Origin of the sequence: Paraburkholderia steynii (assembly GCF_900100565.1) — a bacterium.
Classification (GTDB): Bacteria; Pseudomonadota; Gammaproteobacteria; order Burkholderiales; family Burkholderiaceae; genus Paraburkholderia; species Paraburkholderia terrae.
This window is the reverse complement of the sequence record NZ_FNDI01000038.1, coordinates 1-17529: the sequence shown is the minus strand read 5'-3', so window position 1 is coordinate 17529 and position 17529 is coordinate 1. Positions and strand designations below refer to the sequence as shown.

Annotated in this window: 12 protein-coding genes; all 12 read left to right on the top strand. The window is 64.4% G+C overall.

The window, feature by feature from the left end; genetic code table 11:
• Positions 1-195: 195 nt before the first annotated feature.
• Positions 196-894, top strand: a complete 699-nt coding sequence (locus tag BLT65_RS40400) for a CIS tube protein (protein WP_091789268.1) — start codon at positions 196-198, stop codon at positions 892-894.
• Positions 872-2014: a phage late control D family protein gene (locus tag BLT65_RS40395; RefSeq protein ID WP_091789265.1), complete on the top strand. Its 1143-nt coding sequence runs from the start codon at positions 872-874 to the stop codon at positions 2012-2014. Before BLT65_RS40400 ends, BLT65_RS40395 begins: the two co-directional genes overlap by 23 nt.
• The gene (locus tag BLT65_RS40390; protein WP_091789262.1) at positions 2011-2643 is read left to right on the top strand and encodes a phage baseplate assembly protein V; all 633 of its coding nucleotides are present in this window, start codon (positions 2011-2013) and stop codon (positions 2641-2643) included. Before BLT65_RS40395 ends, BLT65_RS40390 begins: the two co-directional genes overlap by 4 nt.
• Positions 2644-2652: 9 nt before the next feature.
• Positions 2653-2949 (top strand): PAAR domain-containing protein, encoded by a 297-nt coding sequence (locus tag BLT65_RS40385; RefSeq protein WP_091789259.1) that lies wholly within the window; start codon positions 2653-2655, stop codon positions 2947-2949.
• Positions 2946-3374: a GPW/gp25 family protein gene (locus BLT65_RS40380; RefSeq protein ID WP_091789255.1), complete on the top strand. Its 429-nt coding sequence runs from the start codon at positions 2946-2948 to the stop codon at positions 3372-3374. Before BLT65_RS40385 ends, BLT65_RS40380 begins: the two co-directional genes overlap by 4 nt.
• Before the next feature lie 35 nt (positions 3375-3409).
• Entirely contained in the window at positions 3410-8488 is a 5079-nt protein-coding gene (locus BLT65_RS40375; RefSeq protein ID WP_143036649.1) for a baseplate J/gp47 family protein, read from the top strand.
• Positions 8485-10434, top strand: a complete 1950-nt coding sequence (locus tag BLT65_RS40370; RefSeq protein WP_091789249.1) for a putative baseplate assembly protein — start codon at positions 8485-8487, stop codon at positions 10432-10434. The genes BLT65_RS40375 and BLT65_RS40370 overlap by 4 nt, the downstream gene beginning before the upstream one ends.
• Positions 10431-12575 (top strand): phage tail protein, encoded by a 2145-nt coding sequence (locus BLT65_RS40365; protein ID WP_091789246.1) that lies wholly within the window; start codon positions 10431-10433, stop codon positions 12573-12575. The genes BLT65_RS40370 and BLT65_RS40365 overlap by 4 nt, the downstream gene beginning before the upstream one ends.
• Positions 12576-12593: 18 nt before the next feature.
• Positions 12594-14168 carry a hypothetical protein gene (locus BLT65_RS40360; RefSeq protein WP_091789243.1) on the top strand — a complete coding sequence of 525 codons (1575 nt, stop codon included), beginning with the start codon at positions 12594-12596 and terminating at the stop codon, positions 14166-14168.
• A gap of 3 nt (positions 14169-14171) precedes the next feature.
• Positions 14172-15083: a hypothetical protein gene (locus BLT65_RS40355; RefSeq protein ID WP_091789240.1), complete on the top strand. Its 912-nt coding sequence runs from the start codon at positions 14172-14174 to the stop codon at positions 15081-15083.
• Between the two features lie 17 nt (positions 15084-15100).
• Positions 15101-17272 (top strand): eCIS core domain-containing protein, encoded by a 2172-nt coding sequence (locus tag BLT65_RS40350; RefSeq protein ID WP_091789237.1) that lies wholly within the window; start codon positions 15101-15103, stop codon positions 17270-17272.
• Positions 17230-17529: helix-turn-helix domain-containing protein (locus tag BLT65_RS40345; RefSeq protein WP_143036648.1), on the top strand; the 300-nt coding region annotated here is incomplete at its 3' end. The genes BLT65_RS40350 and BLT65_RS40345, both read left to right, overlap by 43 nt.

The window sequence follows — 17529 nt, the reverse complement described above, 5'->3', positions numbered from 1 at the left end:
CCGCCGTTGCAAGCCCCACGGCTCGCGCGCAGACCTTAACGTCGGATCCGCCCATCTCAGCGGTCCGAAACGCTGGCATGAGCCTCGCCGAACTCGCCCCGGGGCTGGTCGACCGTTTGTCTAGGGAAGTCATCCGCCGCATAGACCGACGCGCTCAGATCGAGCGGGAACGCCGGGGTCTTTAGGAGAGCGCGCATGGGCCAGCCACCGCTGACGAAGGCCACCATCACGGTTCTTGAAGGAGCGCACAAGGGCAAGATAATCACCGTGCTCTTCAATCCGACGGAGTACAGCTTCGATCGCTCGAACTCCTTCAAGGCGACTTCCGTGCCCGGACTCGGCGCGCCGCTGCTTCAATTCGTGAACGGGGAGTCCGCCCAATTGAGCATGGACCTCTTTCTCGACGACTATACCGACCCGCGCGGTCCGACCTCGCTGCAACAGAAGGAGGATGCCCCGCTGCGCAAACGGCTGGAGGACCTCACGAGCTTGCTGGATATCGACAGGGATCTGCACGCGCCGCCGTCCGTGCTCTTCAACTGGGGAACCATGCTGTTCACTGCGGTCATCGAGCGAATCGGCCGCAAGGTCACCATGTTCCATCCGGACGGTGCGCCTGCGCGGGTGACGTTGTCGGTGACGTTCAAGGAGTACCGCACGCTGCGGAATCTGGTCGAGGATCCGCGTCGCGAGTCGTCCGACAAGACCAAGCGGCGCGTCGTTGTCGGTCGGGAAAGTCTCTGGCTGATCGCCGCGCGTGAATATGACGATGCCGGTCAATGGGTGTGCATCGCGCAGGCAAACGATCTCGACGATCCGCGCGAAATCCGTGCCGGCGACTGGCTCGAATTGCCGCCACTGGAGATATCGAATGAAACTGGTCGAACTCTCTGAACGCCATGCCGAGTTCTATGCGCCGGGCTTCGCGATTTTCATCGGCGGCGTCGACCTGGTGCGCGGGCTGGAAGTCGCGGTCAGCCAGATCGACGTGGATCTCGTGAAGAACGAGGCATCGCATTTCTCGTTCACTTTGGCCAACTGCTACAACGGCAAGCAACACCAGTTCCAGACCGGCAGCGGCCAGAACCTGCTTGAAGTGCTCACGCTCGCGCAAGAGGTCAAGGTCTGCATGGGATACCGCGATCTCGCCACCATGCCCACAACGATTCTCGGCAAAGTGACGAAGATCGAAACCAGCTTTCCCGAGACCGGATCGCCGGAACTGGTCGTCTCCGGGTATGACCACGGATTCCCGCTGACGCTCGGCCGCTCTTCACTGGGGCGAAAGGATCGCAAGGATAGCGAGCTGGTGCAGGAAATCGCGAGCAAGCACCATCTCGCGAGCGTAATCGACGACACCCCGGAGAAGCATCCGCAGATCGAACAGAATCAGCAGAACGACTGGGACTTGCTCAAGGCACTGGCCAAGCGCAACAGCAGCGACAAGAAACGGGTTCTGTACGAAGTCTTCGTCGACAACGATCCTGCGGGCAGAAAGCCGACGCTGTATTTTGGCCGGCCTCGCATCGATTCGGCATCGGTTGCCACGCTCGAATGGGGCGCCGGGTTGCTGAGTTTCAAGCCCGACGCGAACCTCGCGGGCCAGGTCGCCACGGTGGAAGTCCACGGCTGGGACGTGGCCAACAAGCGGCCGATCGTCGGGCGCGCCAGCGCCAATGCGATGGTGGACGCACGAGGAAAGAGCATTTCGGAACATTTGGGCAAGCTGGTGCACGCACCGGACCGGCAGCCGACGCTGGCGGTCCGCCAGCCCGTGTTCACACAAGCCGAAGCCGACAAGCGTGCACAGGCCGCGATGGGCGACATCTCGAAGAAATTCCTGACGGGCGAGGCGGAAAGCATCGGTTTGCCCGAGCTGCGGCCTGACCGGACCGTGGAACTCACGAATCTCGGTGAGGAATTTTCGAAGCTGTATTACATCGAGCACGCGTCGCATCACCTCGACAGCAATGGGTATCGCACCCGTTTTAACGTACGTGAGGCAAAGAGATGAGCACCGAGGCCGCCGAAGCAAGCGAGATCACCTATGAGTCCGGACACGTGAAGGGCGTGGCGGTTGCGCTCGTCACGCAGAACAAGGACGACGCCGGGCTTTGCCGGGTGAAGGTCAGTTACCCTTGGCACGACCAGCCAGGCGAGAGCTACTGGGCACGCCTGGCCGTGCCGATGGCGGGCAATGGACGCGGCACCGTATTTATTCCCGAAGTGGGCGATGAAGTACTGGTCGGATTCGAGCGCGAGGACCTTCGCTTTCCCTACATCCTCGGCGCACTCTGGAATGGCCAGGACAAACCGCCTGTCGCCAACACCGACGGCAAGAACGACAAGCGCATGGTGAAGTCTCGCAAGCATCACTACCTGCTGTTCGACGACGGCGCCCAGGGCGTCGTCGAGCTGGCTCACGAGAATGGCGCGGTGGTGCGCTTCACGGACGATTCGATCGAAGTGAAGGACAGCGGGGGTAACCGCTTGAAGATCGAAAAGAGCGGCACCGTCACGCTCGAGGCGACGATGCAGCTCAACCTCAAGGCGCCCGTCATTTCGATCCAGGCGAGCGGAACGCTCGAACTCAAGGCCAATGCGACGCTCACCGTGCGCGGCGCGCTGGTCAACATCAACTAGGTACGCACCATGGGCCAGCCAGCCGCACGTCTCGGTGACATGACCAGCCACGGGACGCCGCTCGGGCCGGGGCCGGGCTGCCCGACGGTCATGATCGCGAGCCAGCCCGCGTGGCGCGCGCTCGCGGACACGCATGCATGCCCGCTGGTGGACGGCGTCAAGCCGCACGTCGGCGGCGTGGTCGCCCTGGGCAGCCTCACCGTGATGATCGGCGGCTTTCCCGCCGCGCGGCAGGGCGACATGGTGGTCGAAGCAGGTGCGCCCAATGCAATCGCACTGGGCGCCTTGACGGTGATGATCGGATGAGCGACGACCTTTACCCCGACGATCGCAAGGCATTTCTCGGCCGCGGCTGGGCGATGCCGGTCGCGCTCGATCCGCGCACGGGGAAGGTGGCGAGCGTGGCCTATGAGGAGGACATTCGGCAGTCGATTCTCATCATCCTCGAGACCGCGCCCGGCGAGCGCGTCTTGCGTCCGAATTTTGGCTGCGGCATTCACGAGCTGGTCTTCGCGTCGATGGACAGCAGCACGATCCAGCTCGTGCGCTCGACGGTCGAGGACGCGCTGCGGCGCTGCGAAGCGCGCATCGAGTTGCTGGGCGTCACCGTCGACGACGCAGCGACCATGGAAGGCCAGTTGCTCGTCGAGATCGAATACCGCGTGCGCAAGACCAATCAGATCGGCAACCTGGTGTTCCCGTTCTATTTCCGCGAAGGGGGGCAGCCATGACTCCGGCCAGCCCTCCGCGAGTCGATACGCGTCGGGTGAAGGAACTCGAAGCCGAGCTCGTTGCGCGAGCCCGCGCCTGGGTCCCGTCATGGGGCATGGAGGACGATCAGCGTGATTTCGGGCGGGCGCTGCTGAAGATCGCCGCCCAATTCGCCTCCGAGGTCACCGCGCGCCTCGACCGCGGCGGCGAAAAGCTCAGGCTGGGCCTTCTCGACTGGCTCGCGGTGCCGCGCGACGCGGCGCGGCCGGCCCGGTTGCCCATCGTGTTCAAACTCGCCGATAGCGCGCGCGACGCGCGACTCGCCTCCGCACCGGCGCTGTTGCAGGTGGAAGCAGGCGGTGCGTCGGTGATGCTCGAAACCGAGACGGACGTACTGCTGGTGCCGGGCGGACTGCAATTCATGGTTGGCGTCGACAGCGCCAAGGATGCGTATTATCTGCCGCCTCCGGGACTGACGAACCCCGCGCCGCTCGACCCGTTGCCCACGCGGTGGCAATGCAAGAGCTTTGCCTCCGCCGGTTCGGCTCAGCTGCAACTCGATCCCGAAGCGGGTCTCGCTCCGGGACTGCTGCTCGACATTGCGGGTGAGCAATACGAGATCGTCAAGTCAGGGGACGGCATCGTGACGCTGGACTGGCCGTTGACGCAGGACGTTGCGCCGCAATCGAGCGCGACCAAGGTTACGGCCTTCATGCCGTTCGACCCTGGTGCACATGATCATCAGGAACATGCCCTCTATATCGGGCACAAGACACTGTTCGATCTGGAGGCTGCGGCGGCGATCGAGATTCTGGGTACGAAGGAACTCTCGGCGGCCACCTGGCACTATTGGGGAAAAGGCGCCGCCGGTCCGCTCTGGCTGCCCCTGAAGCCTGCCCCGGCCAAAACGCAGGCCAGGTCCGCCGGAATCGTGCTGCTCAAGCCAAAGGGCGCCATGGAGGTGCTGGAGTTGGCCGGCGGGAAGGAAAGCCGCTGGATTCGCGCCTCGATAGCCAAGGTAAGTCCCCAAGACTTGCCGATTCGAGCCGATACCTACGAAATTCGGATCAATTGCATCGACTCCGGAGCCGACCAGCCTCCGCTGCTCGATCCTGCCGAGGCGGCGCCCCGCATGGAAGCGATGGCGAACACCACCCCGCTCGTGCTCGACAACCGGTTCTATCCGTTCGGAAAGGAGCCACGCCAGTTCGACGCCTTCTACCTCGGGAGCGCGGAAGTCTTCTCGAAGCAAAGCGCCGAGGTGAAGTTGCACTTCGACCTCGCCGATGCCACGTTCAGCGCGCTCACGCCTGTGATGACGGGTACGTTCGCGAACAAGGTCATGGCAGGCGTCGCGCGGGATGGCGCACTGCATCTGATCGAAATATCTCCTGATACCGGCACCGTGACGAATTTTCGGGAGCGCGGAATTTTGCGCCCGGTTCCGCCCGCCGGCAGCGCCGCTCCTTCTTCCGATGGCTTACTCGATGAGCGCCCGCGAGGCCGCTTGCCCGTGTGGAGCGACAGTCTGGATCCTGCTGGATTCCTCGTTGCGGCCGGAGCGAAGAATGTGGTCTGGATCTGGCGCGAGAATTCCGGCACGCCGGACGACAGTCAATGGAAGGACTTCGGCACGGTGAAAGCGCCGACGAGCCGTTCGGAAGACCCGATTGCCGACCTGATTTTTCTGCAAGGCAGCGCGTCGCTGGTTGCGCTGCAGGCTGGCCAGCTTTGGCGGCGGGACTGGCCGGACGGTCCGGAGTGGGTGAACATCGAAGCCAAAGACGCCAGCGGCTCCTTGGTAAGGTTCGAAGCCGTCGCGCCGGTCCTGAGCAATGCGTCCAACGTTCTGGTGACTTCCTATGCGATGGGCATGATCGGCGTGTCCGACAAGCACGAGTTGTATCGCATCACGGTCCCCGGAAAGTGCACGCGCCTCAACGTATCGGACGTCGATTCCGGGGTACGGCCGGTGGCCGTGTTCGATGGCGCCACGCTCATGGTCGCACTGGCGCACTCGACCCTGCGCGACCTCGCGTTGTATCGCGGAACCGGCGGAGAGCTGACATTCAAGCTCGACGGAGAACAAGACAAGGTGACGGGGTTCGAAGCGGCAATCGGCAACGGGAAGGTTCAATTCCTTGCCGCGGTTGCAGGACCCAACGGTGGTTATCTCTTGTCCTGGCCGCCGCCGGCCGCCGGAGAGTCGGCCATCGAGCCCTTCCGGTCCGACATTCCCTCCGCTTCCGGCATGCCTGACGGCATGCCGCTGGTTGTCGCGGAACACGTCGTGATTCCCGAGAGCAACGGAAATCTGCTCGTCGCTCCTTTCCACCCGGAGTCACGGAAGAAGTTCTCCCCCACCGTCAAGCAGGGGCTCCTCGCGAGCGCAACGGACCCGTCGCTCGAGGTCAGCGATACGGTGGTGCGGGATGAAGGAAACGGTCCTGTAACCGATGAAGCTTCCGTGACGGACGTGACGACGAACCTTCAGGGCGAGGTGCTTTATTCGCTGGAACCAGCGCTGCGTGACGGCAAAGCCGGCGTGCTGAAAGCTTTTCACCATGAGGGCGAGTTCTACGTGGGCGCGGCGGACAAGGACAAAGGAACGCTCACGCTGGACAAACACGATTCTGTCACAGCCCGCAACTCGCTCATCCGCATTGAAGAGACCATTCACCGTGTGTCGGAGATCGATGTCGGTAACGGCAGCACGGCTACTCTCGTTCCAGCGCCTGCCACAACGGACACGGTTCAATACAAGGTTCCTGTTTTATTGACTGGCCGCACGGCACCGTTCCTGCCTCTCGACTCCAACATCAATGACTGGGATCCCGGCGTCTTGAGCATCGCGGCGCTCATGTTTCCAGGTGCCCAACCGCGCAGGCAGACCGGTAGGGCATTCAAACTGGACGCGTCGAACCATCCGCTTGTCGTCGTTCTCGATCACGGCTGGAAAGTGGCGCCGCAGTCGGGCGTAAAGGTCGTTCTCGATACCGCCGTCGGCCAATGGGCGCGATCGCCCGCCGATATCACGACCAATCCGGAGCTGTCGTGGGAATACTGGAACGGGTCCGGCTGGTGGAGACTGCCCGACCTTCACGACGGCTCGCTCCATCTGAAAGCGAGCGGAGACGTAACCTTCGCGGTTCCTGTCGAACTGGCGGCAACCGACTGGTCAGGGCGGACCAATTTCTGGATCCGCGCGCGTCTGACCGGCGGCGACTATGGCCGCGAGGAAGTGAGCGTCGAAAGCGCGCCCACCGGCCAGAAAGACGTCACGCGTCAGATCGTCAAACGATCGACCGCGGGCATCCGCGCACCTGCGGTCATCCAGTTCACCGTCTCGTACGCAATATGCAAAGCGGTCCTTCCCGAACTCGTGATGACGCGGGACAGCGGATCGTTGCGTGATCAGAGCGATGCGAACAGTACCGGCGGCGCCATGGTCGAGGCGTTCATTCCGCTCGCCGTGCAGCTTGGCAGGCTGTGGGGTCCGCCCGGTCCCGCGACGCCGGAGGAAGCGTGCGCTCCCGACTGCGACCGCTCCACCGGCGCTTCCGTCAATGCGGGGAGCACAGCGGGCTCCACGCTTGCCGCCGGCTCCGCTCGTCCGGCGCAAGACGACGCATCGCCTGCTAACGCGACGACCGCCGCCGCGAATCCGGGCCGCGCCCTTTATCTCGGCTTCGATTCCCCGCTGCTGGACGACTCGATCAATCTGCTGCTGCTCGTCGAGGAGGAGAAGCACGACGCGTTTGCGCCGATGACCGTCGAAGCTTTCATCGGCGACCGGTTCACGCCGCTCGTGATCGAGGACCGGACCCGTGCGCTGGGTGAGAGCGAGCTGCTTGTTCTGTCATTTCCCGTCGAGCCGACTCCGCACGAACTGTTCGGCCAGACCCTGAAGTGGCTGCGGCTCGCGCCGGGGCAGGGTGGCGGCGTTCCGGCCGACGACTGGCGGCCCAAGGTGCTCGGCGCCTATCTCAACGGCGTCTGGGCAAGCGCCGCGGAGACGCTGACGTACGAACTGCTCGGCTCTTCGCAGGGCGAGCCGGATCTGACGCTCTGGCTCGCGCGGCCGCCGGTGCTCAAGAACACGCTGGAACTGCGCGTGAGGGAACCGCTCGGTGATGAAGAGCGTGCGGCGCTCCTTGCGGAGGACAAGAGCAAAGTCCTGAGCGCTGTCGAGAACCTGCTGGGCGACTGGGTCTTGTGGCAGCGCGTGATCGATCCCGCTGACGAGGCGGCGACGGCGCGCGTCTATGCGCTCGACGAGGAAACCGGCGAGATTCGCTTCGGTGACGGACGGCATGGCAGGATTCCGCCGATAGGCCGTGACTGCATCGTGGCCTTTGTCTATCGACGCACCGAACCGGGCGCAGCAGGAAGCTCGGCGGTTCCGGGCAACGCCATTGCCGCGCGCACCGCGCTGAACCTCGTTTCCCCCATCGAAGGCGTGGAGGCGGTGTATGCCGCCGATCAGGCCGCGGGCGGCGCGCCGGCGGAAGACGTCGAGCGTGTACTTCGATTCGGCGTTGCCGGTCTGCGGCATCGCGACCGCGCGGTCACGGCGGCCGACATCGAGCAACTCACGCTCGCCCATTCGCCCAAAGTGGCCCAGGCGCGCTGCTTTCCGCACACGGGCTTCGTGCAACTCGTCATCGTCATGCAAGGCGCGAATCCCAGGCCCGGCGCCGCGGACGTGCGCGAACTGCATCGCCTGCTGATCGGGATGGCGCCGCCCACGCTCGCGGCCACGCAAGCCTTGCGGATCGTCGGTCCGGACCTGCGCCGCCTGCGCGTCGACCTGCGTCTTCGGGTGGCGAGCCTCGACGTTGCCGGCAGCGTCGCGAGCGAAGTGCGCGAGCAGATTCGCGCGCTCTTCGACTCCGCCACCGGCGGCGTGGAGGGCGCCGGCTGGCCGCTCGGCGAATCCCCGGGGGAGGCGGACGTCGGTGGCGCCCTCGCTGACGTGCCGCAGCTGGAAGGCATTGCCGGAATCGAGCTGTACGAGATCGGCGGGAATGATTCCGAACGCCCCTGGCCCGCGACGCTTCAGCGGACGGATCTCGTCTGGCTGGACAAGGGGGGTGTCCGCATCACGTTCGAGACGCCCGGAGCAGCGACATGAAACAACTCGCGCCGAATCTTTTCAATCTTCGCTTCGACGACCTGATGGAGATGGGGCGCGCCCGTCTGCCGGAACTCGCGCCCGAGTGGACCGACCACAACGCTCATGATCCCGGCATCACGCTGATGGAGCTGCTCGCCTGGGTGACCGAGGCGCAGCTTTATTCGCTCGGACACATGAGGCGCGACGAGCGTGCCGCGTACGCTGCGATCTTCGGCCTGACGGCCATCGGCACGCAGCCGGCACGCGGTCTTATCTGGCCGGACTGGGCTGATCCAAGTGCGCCGGTCGCCGGCTTCTCGCACACCCGGGTGATCGATGCCGGTGCCGTGGTGAACCTGCTGGACTCGGGAGAGCCGCGCTTTTACGCCGATGGCAAGTTCCTCTGGATACCCGGGCGGGTACGGCGGCTCGAGGCTCGCGGCAGGGACGGCAGGAAGCTTGACCTTACCGTCGCCAACCGGCGCGGCGGTCCCGCGTTTCAGCCCTTTGGAACGGCGGCAGCGGACGGTGATGTGCTGCTGCTGGAGTTCGAGTGCAACAGTGATGACGGAATTCTCCCGGCGGACCGGAAGGATGTTTCGGGTGCGCTCTGGCCGCTCGGCGTGCGCGCCGATGTTCCGTTGACGGGCGCTTCATCGAACCCGGCCGCGCCTTTCGATGCGGCGCTCGGCACCCAGTGCGGGTCGTCGCTTTTGGCCACGCTGGTAATGGCGAGCGAGCGCTTTCCCTTGCGGATTGCGTCGGACGCCACGTGCGGATTGCTGCGCACCGGTGCGCTGCTGCTCGATCTTTCGCCGTTGACGCAAGTGCCGAAGATCTTTTCCCTCGAATTGCGCCCGGCGCCCGGCTTCGAGCGGCCGCCGCGCATTCTGCGCATCGAGCCCAATGTGCTGCCGGTGGTCCAGGGCCGCCGGATCGTGGATGAACTGCACGTGATCACCGGCGTACCGGATGGCTCGTTCCAGCTCGATGTCCCAGGCCTGAGCTTCGGGCCAGGCGCTGCGCCGGTCAAGATCGAACTGCGTGATCCGAACAGCGGCCACCGGGATGAGTGGCGCCCGGGAAGCCTCGTCGCCAGCGGGCCCGGCGATACGGTGTATGAGCTGGACACTGCCGCCGAGCGCGTCACGTTCGGCAACGGCGTCAATGGCCGCATTCCGCCTGCGGGAGCGCAGGTCGTGGCGACATACACCGTGTGCGACGGCGAGCGCGGCATCGTCGCACCGAACCGGAAATGGCAGCTACAGGGATTCCTCGGCGCCTTCGGCGTGAACCTGGACGCCATGGTGGGCGGCGCAGCGGCGACCGGCTGGATCGACGAGCGGAGGGAAGCGCGGCGGCGCGCACGGTTCGATCACGCGCTCGTCAGTGAGGAAGACATCGTGGAGGCCGCGTTGGCGCTGCCGCTGCTCGAAGTCGCGCGCGCCTGGATTCCGGCGCAGGACGACCGCGCGCCGGGAACCGGCAGCGTGACGCTCGTGGCCATGCGGGCACGCAGGTCGGAAGAGGATGCCGGCGGCGTGCCCGAATCGCGTGGCTGGCTGGACGCGATCCGCCGCCGGCTGGCAACGCGGATGCCCTTGGGCACACGGCTCGTGGTCATTGGGCCTCGCTATGTCCAGTTCGCCATCGAAGCGACGGTCGAGCCCGTCGCGGGGCGTCATCCGGACACCGTCAGAGACGATATCGTCCAGGCATTGCGCACGCGTTTCATGCTGATCGGAGACAAGCCTCGTCAACCGGGCGTCCCGGTCACCAGGCGGGATGTCACCGCGTTCATACGCCGGGTTGCCGGCGTGCGGCGGGTAACGGCGCTGCGGCTGACAGCGGAATCGGGGGCCGCGACCGAGGAGATCAAGGTGGCTCGCAGCGGCCTGCCCCGGTTCGATCTGGCCGGCAGCCGGATCGAGGTTGTGCGTGCCGCGGCCAAGGTGGCGCCATGAGCACGCCTGCGCAACACGCTTATCGCTTCCGTTCGGCCGAGCAGTGGCGCGCGTGTCTGTTCGACCGTGTCGACCCGGCGTGCTTCGACGCGCAGCAGCGCATTCGGCCGCGCGCGCCCTTCATGCCGGCCGCCGAGCTCTACCCATCGAGCGGAGCGCACGCGCCGGTCGCCATGCGCGAGGGCGAAACGATCTGGCGCGACGATGACGATTGCCTGCACCGCTTCACCGAGTGCGATGGCTATACCCGCGTGCAGACCGCGCCCTACGCGATAGCACGGGCGTCGCGTCTCGTCGCGAACGCGGCGGGGCTCTGGGTCATTGCAGACGCCGGGCAGTCGTTGCTTCGTTACGAAGCGGATAGCCTCACGCGCCTCGATGTCGTCAGGCTTGACCGGCGCGTCATCGACATCGCCGGTGATCACGCCGGCGGCATCGTTGCGCTCGTCGAGGATGAAGGAAGCCCGCAAGCCATCCGGATCGACTGTGCCGGCAGAGTCGTCGGAACCGTTCGGTTCGACGGTATCGCGACGGCAAGGGCATTCGTGTTCCTGCCTCGTGCGAAGCGCTTCGTCGTCTGGGTTGACGACGTGCAGCCCCATCTCGACTGGTTCGCGGCGGACGGCGGATCAGCCGTGGCAAGCGCGATCCTGGCGCGGGTTCATCCGTGCTTCCGTCCGTCCATGCTGGGCGGCGACGGAGACAGCCGCGTGTTCGTCGGCGGCGAGGAGGAGGCATCGGCATCGGTCAAAGCTTTCGTGCTGACGTTCGACGGCGATGGCGAAACGCTGGAGGAGATCGCCATCGATGCGCGCGATTCGCCCATCACGGGTGTGGCGGGAGCGCGCGACAGTCTGCTCGTGGCCGGCCGCCGCGGACTGCTGCGTTACCGGATCGCCGAGTCGGTGCCGGATAGAACGCCGGAGATCCGCTGCACGGTGATCACTCCGGTGCTTCAGTCGCCGGATCGCGAGGATGCGCGTCGCTGGCTGCGCATCGAGGCGGTTGCCGACCTTCCCGAGGGTTCCTCGATCGAGATTTCCTACGCGGCGACGGCGGACCCGGCCACGCGGCACCGGCTCGATGCGATCGCCCGGGATACGAAGCAGACCGCCGGGCAGCGCGCACAGAGGCTGCTGTGCGAGCCGGGCGTCTGGAGCGCGCCGATCGTGCTGCATGCGGACAGGACATCGGCCGGCGGGTTCGCGGCGCCCCTGTCGGCGCCGCTATTCGACGTGCGCGAACCCTGTGTCTGGGTGTGTATCAGCCTCGGCGCCACGGGCGGCGGCGCGCTGCCTTCGCTCGCTGAACTCGCGGTGCTCTACCCGGGCCAGTCGCTCATGGAGAACCTGCCCGCCATCTATCGCCGCGCGCAAGCCCAGCCGGGCAGCTTTCTGCGCGCCCTTGTCGGCGTGCTCGAGTCGACCACGCAACAGATCGATGAGCGCATCGGATCGCTGGCGAGCCGGATTCAGCCTGGAATGGCGAGCGGACCCTGGCTCGATTTCGTCGCGAGCTGGCTGGGTCTGCCTTGGGACGACGCGTTGTCCGAGGAACAGAAGCGGCGGATCGTGATGCGGGCAGCCGAACTGGCGCGAAGCCGCGGCACGCGCGCAGGACTCGAAACGCTGCTCGAATGCCTGCTGCCCGGATCTCCGCCGCGATTTCGCGTCATCGACCCGACGGCGGACAGCGGCTTCGCCGTTGTGGGCGGAGCAGACCATCCCGGCAGCAGATTGCCTGCGTTACTTGGCGGGCGCAGCCGCTGGAGCGGCGAACTGGATTCGAGCGCGGTGCTGGGACACATGCGGCTGCCATGCGCGAACGAGACTGACGATGGCGTGCGGCACCTCGTCGGCAAGGTGCGCGTCGACGTTGCGGCCACCAGCGCGGAACGCAGCGCGTGGCAGCCCTGGCTTCCGGCACTCGTCGAAGCCATGGTGCCAGTCTGCGCGCAGGCGCGGCTGCGCTGGACCGGACCGGACGCCTTGCGCGAGATGACGCTCGATGGCTCATTCGTGCTGCAAGGACCGCCCATGGCTCGTTTGGGCGCCGATGCCGTGATCGGCATGACGCGGCTGCCCGAGCGCGGCGGCCGCATCGACTCGACTGGTGCGGATATCGGCACGCGTTTGGACTAATCACCTGGAGAGGCAAGCATGGCAACGATCGATGCTTCAAGACCCATGCAGCGTGGAACCGGCGGCCAAGTTTGCTGTTCCGACGCGCCATGCGACTCGGGCCTGCGTAACCGCTACTTCCGGAGCAAGCGACTCACCGCGGATGCGTTCTCGGTGGAGCAGGCCTATTTGCTCGAGCGCCGCCGCCTGTTGAACCAGGCGATTCATGGCTGGGGCGTGGTGTATGGCTATGCCGTGCAGCCCGAGGCGCGACGGGGTAACGGAGGCGGTTCGGGGCGGCTCGAAATCGGCCTTGGCCTCGCCCTCGATGTGTGCGGCCGCGAGCTGGTACAGGTGCGCCCCGAGACGATCGGTGTGAACGACGTGACGTTGCTCGACGCCAAGGGTGCGGTGATCGACAGGCCTCCGGAAGGAAGCTATCTTGCGGCGGGCCAGACCGATCCGAACCAGCAGGAACAGTCCTGCTGGCTTCTCAGCGCGCATTATGCGGAACGGAACGTCGGCCCGGTGACGGTGGCGGACCCCTGCAGTTGCGAGCGGCGGGAATGGGAGCAGATCTGCGAGACCGTGCGTTACTCGTTGCGCCGCATCGCATGCAGCGCGTGCTGCGAACCTCACGCTTGCGAGCTGGAGTGCGACTGCGCCACCGGCCCGTGTTGCGAACAGCAAGCGGCACAGGAGGCGAAAAGGGACGATTGCGACAAGGACGCCGGCGTTCTGGCCGCCGAGACGAGGGCTGCGGGCAGTCCCGTACGGCGCGGCGGATGCCAGTGTTTGTGCGAGCATCTGAGCGCGCTCTCCATGTCTGAATGCGGCCGGTTGCGCGAAGTGGACGAGCCGTGCGGACCCGTGGGCATCGACCTGTGCAACGGCGTTGCACTGGCTTGCGTGCGCCTGAAGGCCGGTGACTGCGACGGCTGGCAGTTCGACACATGGGTGGACGATTGTGGCCCGCGTCGGCTAGTGAAGCGCAACGACCTGCTGTTCGATCTCATCCGCGGTTGTGACCTCACTCGCATCAGCGCGATTGGCTGGGGGCCCTGGCATCGTTGCAAAGAATTGATCAAATGGACCGAGTTCAGCAAATCGTTCGGCACGGAAACGCCTGTGGATAGCGGCCGGAATCCGACTTCCAAGTACTGGGTGGAATTTTCGCGGCCGGTACGCAAGGACACGGTTCGGACCGACTGCTTCTCGATGACCATCATCGCGTCCGAGAGCGAAGCGGGTTGGGGTGAAGTCCGGCGTGTGCCGATCATCGAGATCGAGACCATCGATGCGCCGGGCCCGCAGACCGGATTGGTCAAGCGGGCCACGCTGGTGGTCGACAGCGGCTGGGTAAGCGACGCGATCCTGAGCCGCAAGCGGATCTTCAATCAGAATCAGACGACCGTGGAGATCGAGGTCCGGGGCGACTTCATCATCGACTGCAATGGCCAGGCGGTCGATGCCAACGCCGTCGGCTGCATCCCGGCTCCGACCGGCAATGGCACGCCGGGCGGCACCTTTTATTCGAGCTTCAACGTCGAACCCAGCGGCACGCAGACTCGCGTGCCTGGCCACGACGGTACGAACCCAGTTCAAGGAGTCTGAGCCATGAACGCGAACAAAGAGCCTGTCGCCCGTGCTTCGGAACCCTCGGTGCTGCTACGTGCGAAGTTCGGCCCCGGCATGCTCCTGGAGCACGATGACCTGGAACAGCTGAACCTCTACACGCGCGACCTGAGCCGGTTGTTGTTCCGCTCATTCTTCGGCTCGGGCGTGGTGTGCGGGCTGTTGGTCAAGCCTGATGTGAAGTGCGGCAAGGTCATCGTAACGGTCGACTGCGGTCTCGCACTCGACTGTCAGGGCGATCCTATTTATCTGCCCAGGGCAAAGACGCTGACGATAGAGGAGCAGTGCAGTAAGGACATCCCAAAGGAGCTGTGGGTGGTGTTGTGCCGCACGGAGAAATGCTGCTCGCCACGCACGGCGATGTGCGCTTCCGACGAGGGAGACGTGACGTCCGCATGCACGCGGGAGCGCGATTGGTTCGAGATCCGCATCGTGCGCGCGCGGCCGGAGTGCGCGTGCGGAAGCGAGGAGCCTGATAAGGATCCGCTGCAAGCGGTGGCGGGCGACAAGTGCTGGTGCGTCAATCCGGAACACCCTTGCTACAAGAATCACTACGCGGGGATATGTGGCTGCACGGAAGAAAATTGTCAAAGCTGCGGGTGTGATTGCGTTGTGCTCGCGCGATTGAAGCAGACGAGCGACAACCCGGAGCATCCGGAATGGAAGGCTGATCATCGCGTGCGGCGCTATACCCGGCCGATGTTGATGCGGGATCCGCAGGTGTTCATTGAGGCGGAGGAGGAGGCGCGGAAGAAGCGCGCGGCGGGGGCGGCGACAACCACAGCTATGGGAGGAGAGTCCGGCTCGTACACGACAGCAACTGAGGACCCGGCGACACAAGGTTCCAATCCGGGGAGACGGTCGAAGCCGAATGCGCCGAAGTCGGAAGCGTAGGGTCTCCGGGGTGAGCGATGACCCAGGAACGTTCGCTGGCGCGCAAGCCGGTCACTGCTGAACGGCGTGCTCCAACTGCTTCGCGTGTTGGCTCACCTGTCGCGGCAGTGGCTCCGGTGTCGGCCGCGCAAGCCTTGCAGCAGCGGCTGGGGAATGCCGGTACGCAGGCGCTTGCTGCTCCGATGGTTGCGCGGAAGAGTCCATCCGCTGGAGCGTCAGCTAGTAGCGCCTCGCCAGGGCAGCAGCTCTCGATCAGTCATCCGGATGATCCCTCTGAGAAGGAAGCGGAGCGCGTGGCGGAGGCAGTCATGCGCATGCCGGAGCCGGGATCGTTATATTCAGGCAAGTCGAATTCCGTGAAAGACGTGCGTAGCGCAATCGTCCAGCGGCGCTGCACGCATTGCGAGGAGGAAGCGAAGAGCATCAAGCGTCAACCAGAGGAAGAATCTTCTGCAGATCGAGCGATTTCGCCTTCGATATCGCATAGCATTCTCGCTAGGAAGGAAGGGGGGCAACCGTTGCCAGCAGCGACGCGTGCTTTTTTTGAGCCACGGTTCAGAGCGGATTTCGGAGAAGTGCGCACGCATTCGGACGCGCGAGCAGTAGCAACAGCACGAGCGATACATGCCAGGGCGTATACGGTGGGTCGAAGCATTGTGCTCGGCAGAGGACAACCTTCGCCTGAATCGAATGAAGGGCGAAGGCTCATGGCGCATGAGCTGACCCATGTGCTGCAGCAATCAGGGTCTGGGCCGGGCCCCGTCGCGCCAGGCACAAATGGTCGACTGATTCAGCGAAGCCCGTCCGACGACGCCAGCGCGATCAGCCAGAAGCTGAAGGATGCCCTCGATGAAGCATTTCGGTCCAGGGATGCATGGAAGGACGCAGGCAATTCCGGTCAAGCCATCTACAGCGAACGTTTGGGTCTGTTGCTCGGACGCAAGTCGGCGGACAGGTTCGCGAGCATGAAGGAACTTGACGTCTACATTGCCGAATCGGACAGAGCCGCGTTGACCGAACTCGATACGATGGCAAGACTTGGGTTGGATATAGTCGATCGCTTTCCGCACGTCTTCCCGCTGACCTGGGCTGCGAGAGTTCGGGACGCGCTGAGGCTCGAGGTGGATATGAAGAGCATCAGGGAGCGGCTCGATGCGGACGCCAAATATGGCGCAGCGCTATCGAAACGGCTCCCGTCCTCGCTACTATGGTGGGGACTCGCCCGTACCTTCGCTGAAGCCGTGGGGAGCAAAGTACCATTCGAATTGGAGTTGCGGCATGCGGAATGGCCGAAGCCGCACGCAACAAGGGACTTTGCTCTCGGCTGGATTGAATACGCGCGGACGCAGGCCGAATTCTCCTTCTATGAGTTCTGGGAGCGAGTCGCTCAGGACCTGAGCGATGATGTGTCCACGGGCAAGGTCAAAATCGACTCTACGTTTCAGGCGACGTACAAGGATTACGTGAAGAGCGGGCGCGCGGCTGTAATGGCGATCCCCGGAAAAATCCGTGCGTTCGGACCTTCACAGCCCGATCTGTCGAGTGACGAAATCCTCAACGACCTGCAACGCGTCGCCTTCATCACCAACAACATAGCATCGCTGGCGTCAGTGCTTACATTTATCCCAATCTGGCAGAGAGCCGAAGCAGAGCATGCGGTCGGCGTGAGCGAAAATGACGGATCAATCGCAGGGTTGGATCAAAATGCCAGGGTTATTCAGGCAATGCTATGGGCGTACGAGAGCGACTACTTCAGCGAGGCCGGGAAACGTGCTTGGCGAGCCATCAAAGATAACGCGCGAGAGACTGCGGCGAAGATGGTCGGAGCGATGATCGCGCAGATGATTCCTGTCGTCAATGTCGGCCTCGACGCTTACTTCCTGTGTGAGGGGATAGAGGGGTTTGACGCTGCTCTAAAAGGACTCCACGCAGCGTTCGTGCGTGCAAGCAATGCCACGACGACCGTCGATCTCCAGCGCGAGAGCGCTCAGCTTGCCGCGGCGATCACAGGTCAAGGCGCCTCGCTCGTTCTCTCGTTGCTTGCTGTAATTAGCGCGATCAGTTCGCTTCGAGCGAGGGCGGCGAAGATAAAAGCTCGAGTTTTCAAATCTGAAGTGCAACACCCCGACTCGTTTAAGGTGTTGCCATGGAAAAACGATATCGACAACTCCAGCCAGAAGAGCGGCTGACGATCGCCAGCCTGCGTCTGCAAGGTTCAAGCATACGGGCCATGGCCCGTATGCTTAAGCGCTCACCTGCAACTGTGAGCCGTGAACTGGCGCGCAACAGCGGACCCGAGCACTATGCTTCGATGCCGGCCCAGGCGCTAAGCGTCGCACGACGTGCCGCTGCCCGACGCCCCGCCAAGCTCGACCCGCAAGGTGTTACATGGCGTATTGTCCTCACGCTGCTGGACTGGAAATGGTCGCCTCAGCAGATATCGGGT

Excerpts from the sequence above, each read along its gene's own strand:
- BLT65_RS40350 (WP_091789237.1), top strand. The coding sequence starts at position 15,101 with ATGACCCAGGAACGTTCGCTGGCGCGCAAGCCGGTCACTGCTGAACGG.
- BLT65_RS40390 (WP_091789262.1), top strand. The coding sequence starts at position 2,011 with ATGAGCACCGAGGCCGCCGAAGCAAGCGAGATCACCTATGAGTCCGGA.
- BLT65_RS40400 (WP_091789268.1), top strand. The coding sequence starts at position 196 with ATGGGCCAGCCACCGCTGACGAAGGCCACCATCACGGTTCTTGAAGGA.
- BLT65_RS40395 (WP_091789265.1), top strand. The coding sequence starts at position 872 with ATGAAACTGGTCGAACTCTCTGAACGCCATGCCGAGTTCTATGCGCCG.
- BLT65_RS40365 (WP_091789246.1), top strand. The coding sequence starts at position 10,431 with ATGAGCACGCCTGCGCAACACGCTTATCGCTTCCGTTCGGCCGAGCAG.
- BLT65_RS40355 (WP_091789240.1), top strand. The coding sequence starts at position 14,172 with ATGAACGCGAACAAAGAGCCTGTCGCCCGTGCTTCGGAACCCTCGGTG.
- BLT65_RS40380 (WP_091789255.1), top strand. The coding sequence starts at position 2,946 with ATGAGCGACGACCTTTACCCCGACGATCGCAAGGCATTTCTCGGCCGC.
- BLT65_RS40370 (WP_091789249.1), top strand. The coding sequence starts at position 8,485 with ATGAAACAACTCGCGCCGAATCTTTTCAATCTTCGCTTCGACGACCTG.
- BLT65_RS40385 (WP_091789259.1), top strand. The coding sequence starts at position 2,653 with ATGGGCCAGCCAGCCGCACGTCTCGGTGACATGACCAGCCACGGGACG.
- BLT65_RS40360 (WP_091789243.1), top strand. The coding sequence starts at position 12,594 with ATGGCAACGATCGATGCTTCAAGACCCATGCAGCGTGGAACCGGCGGC.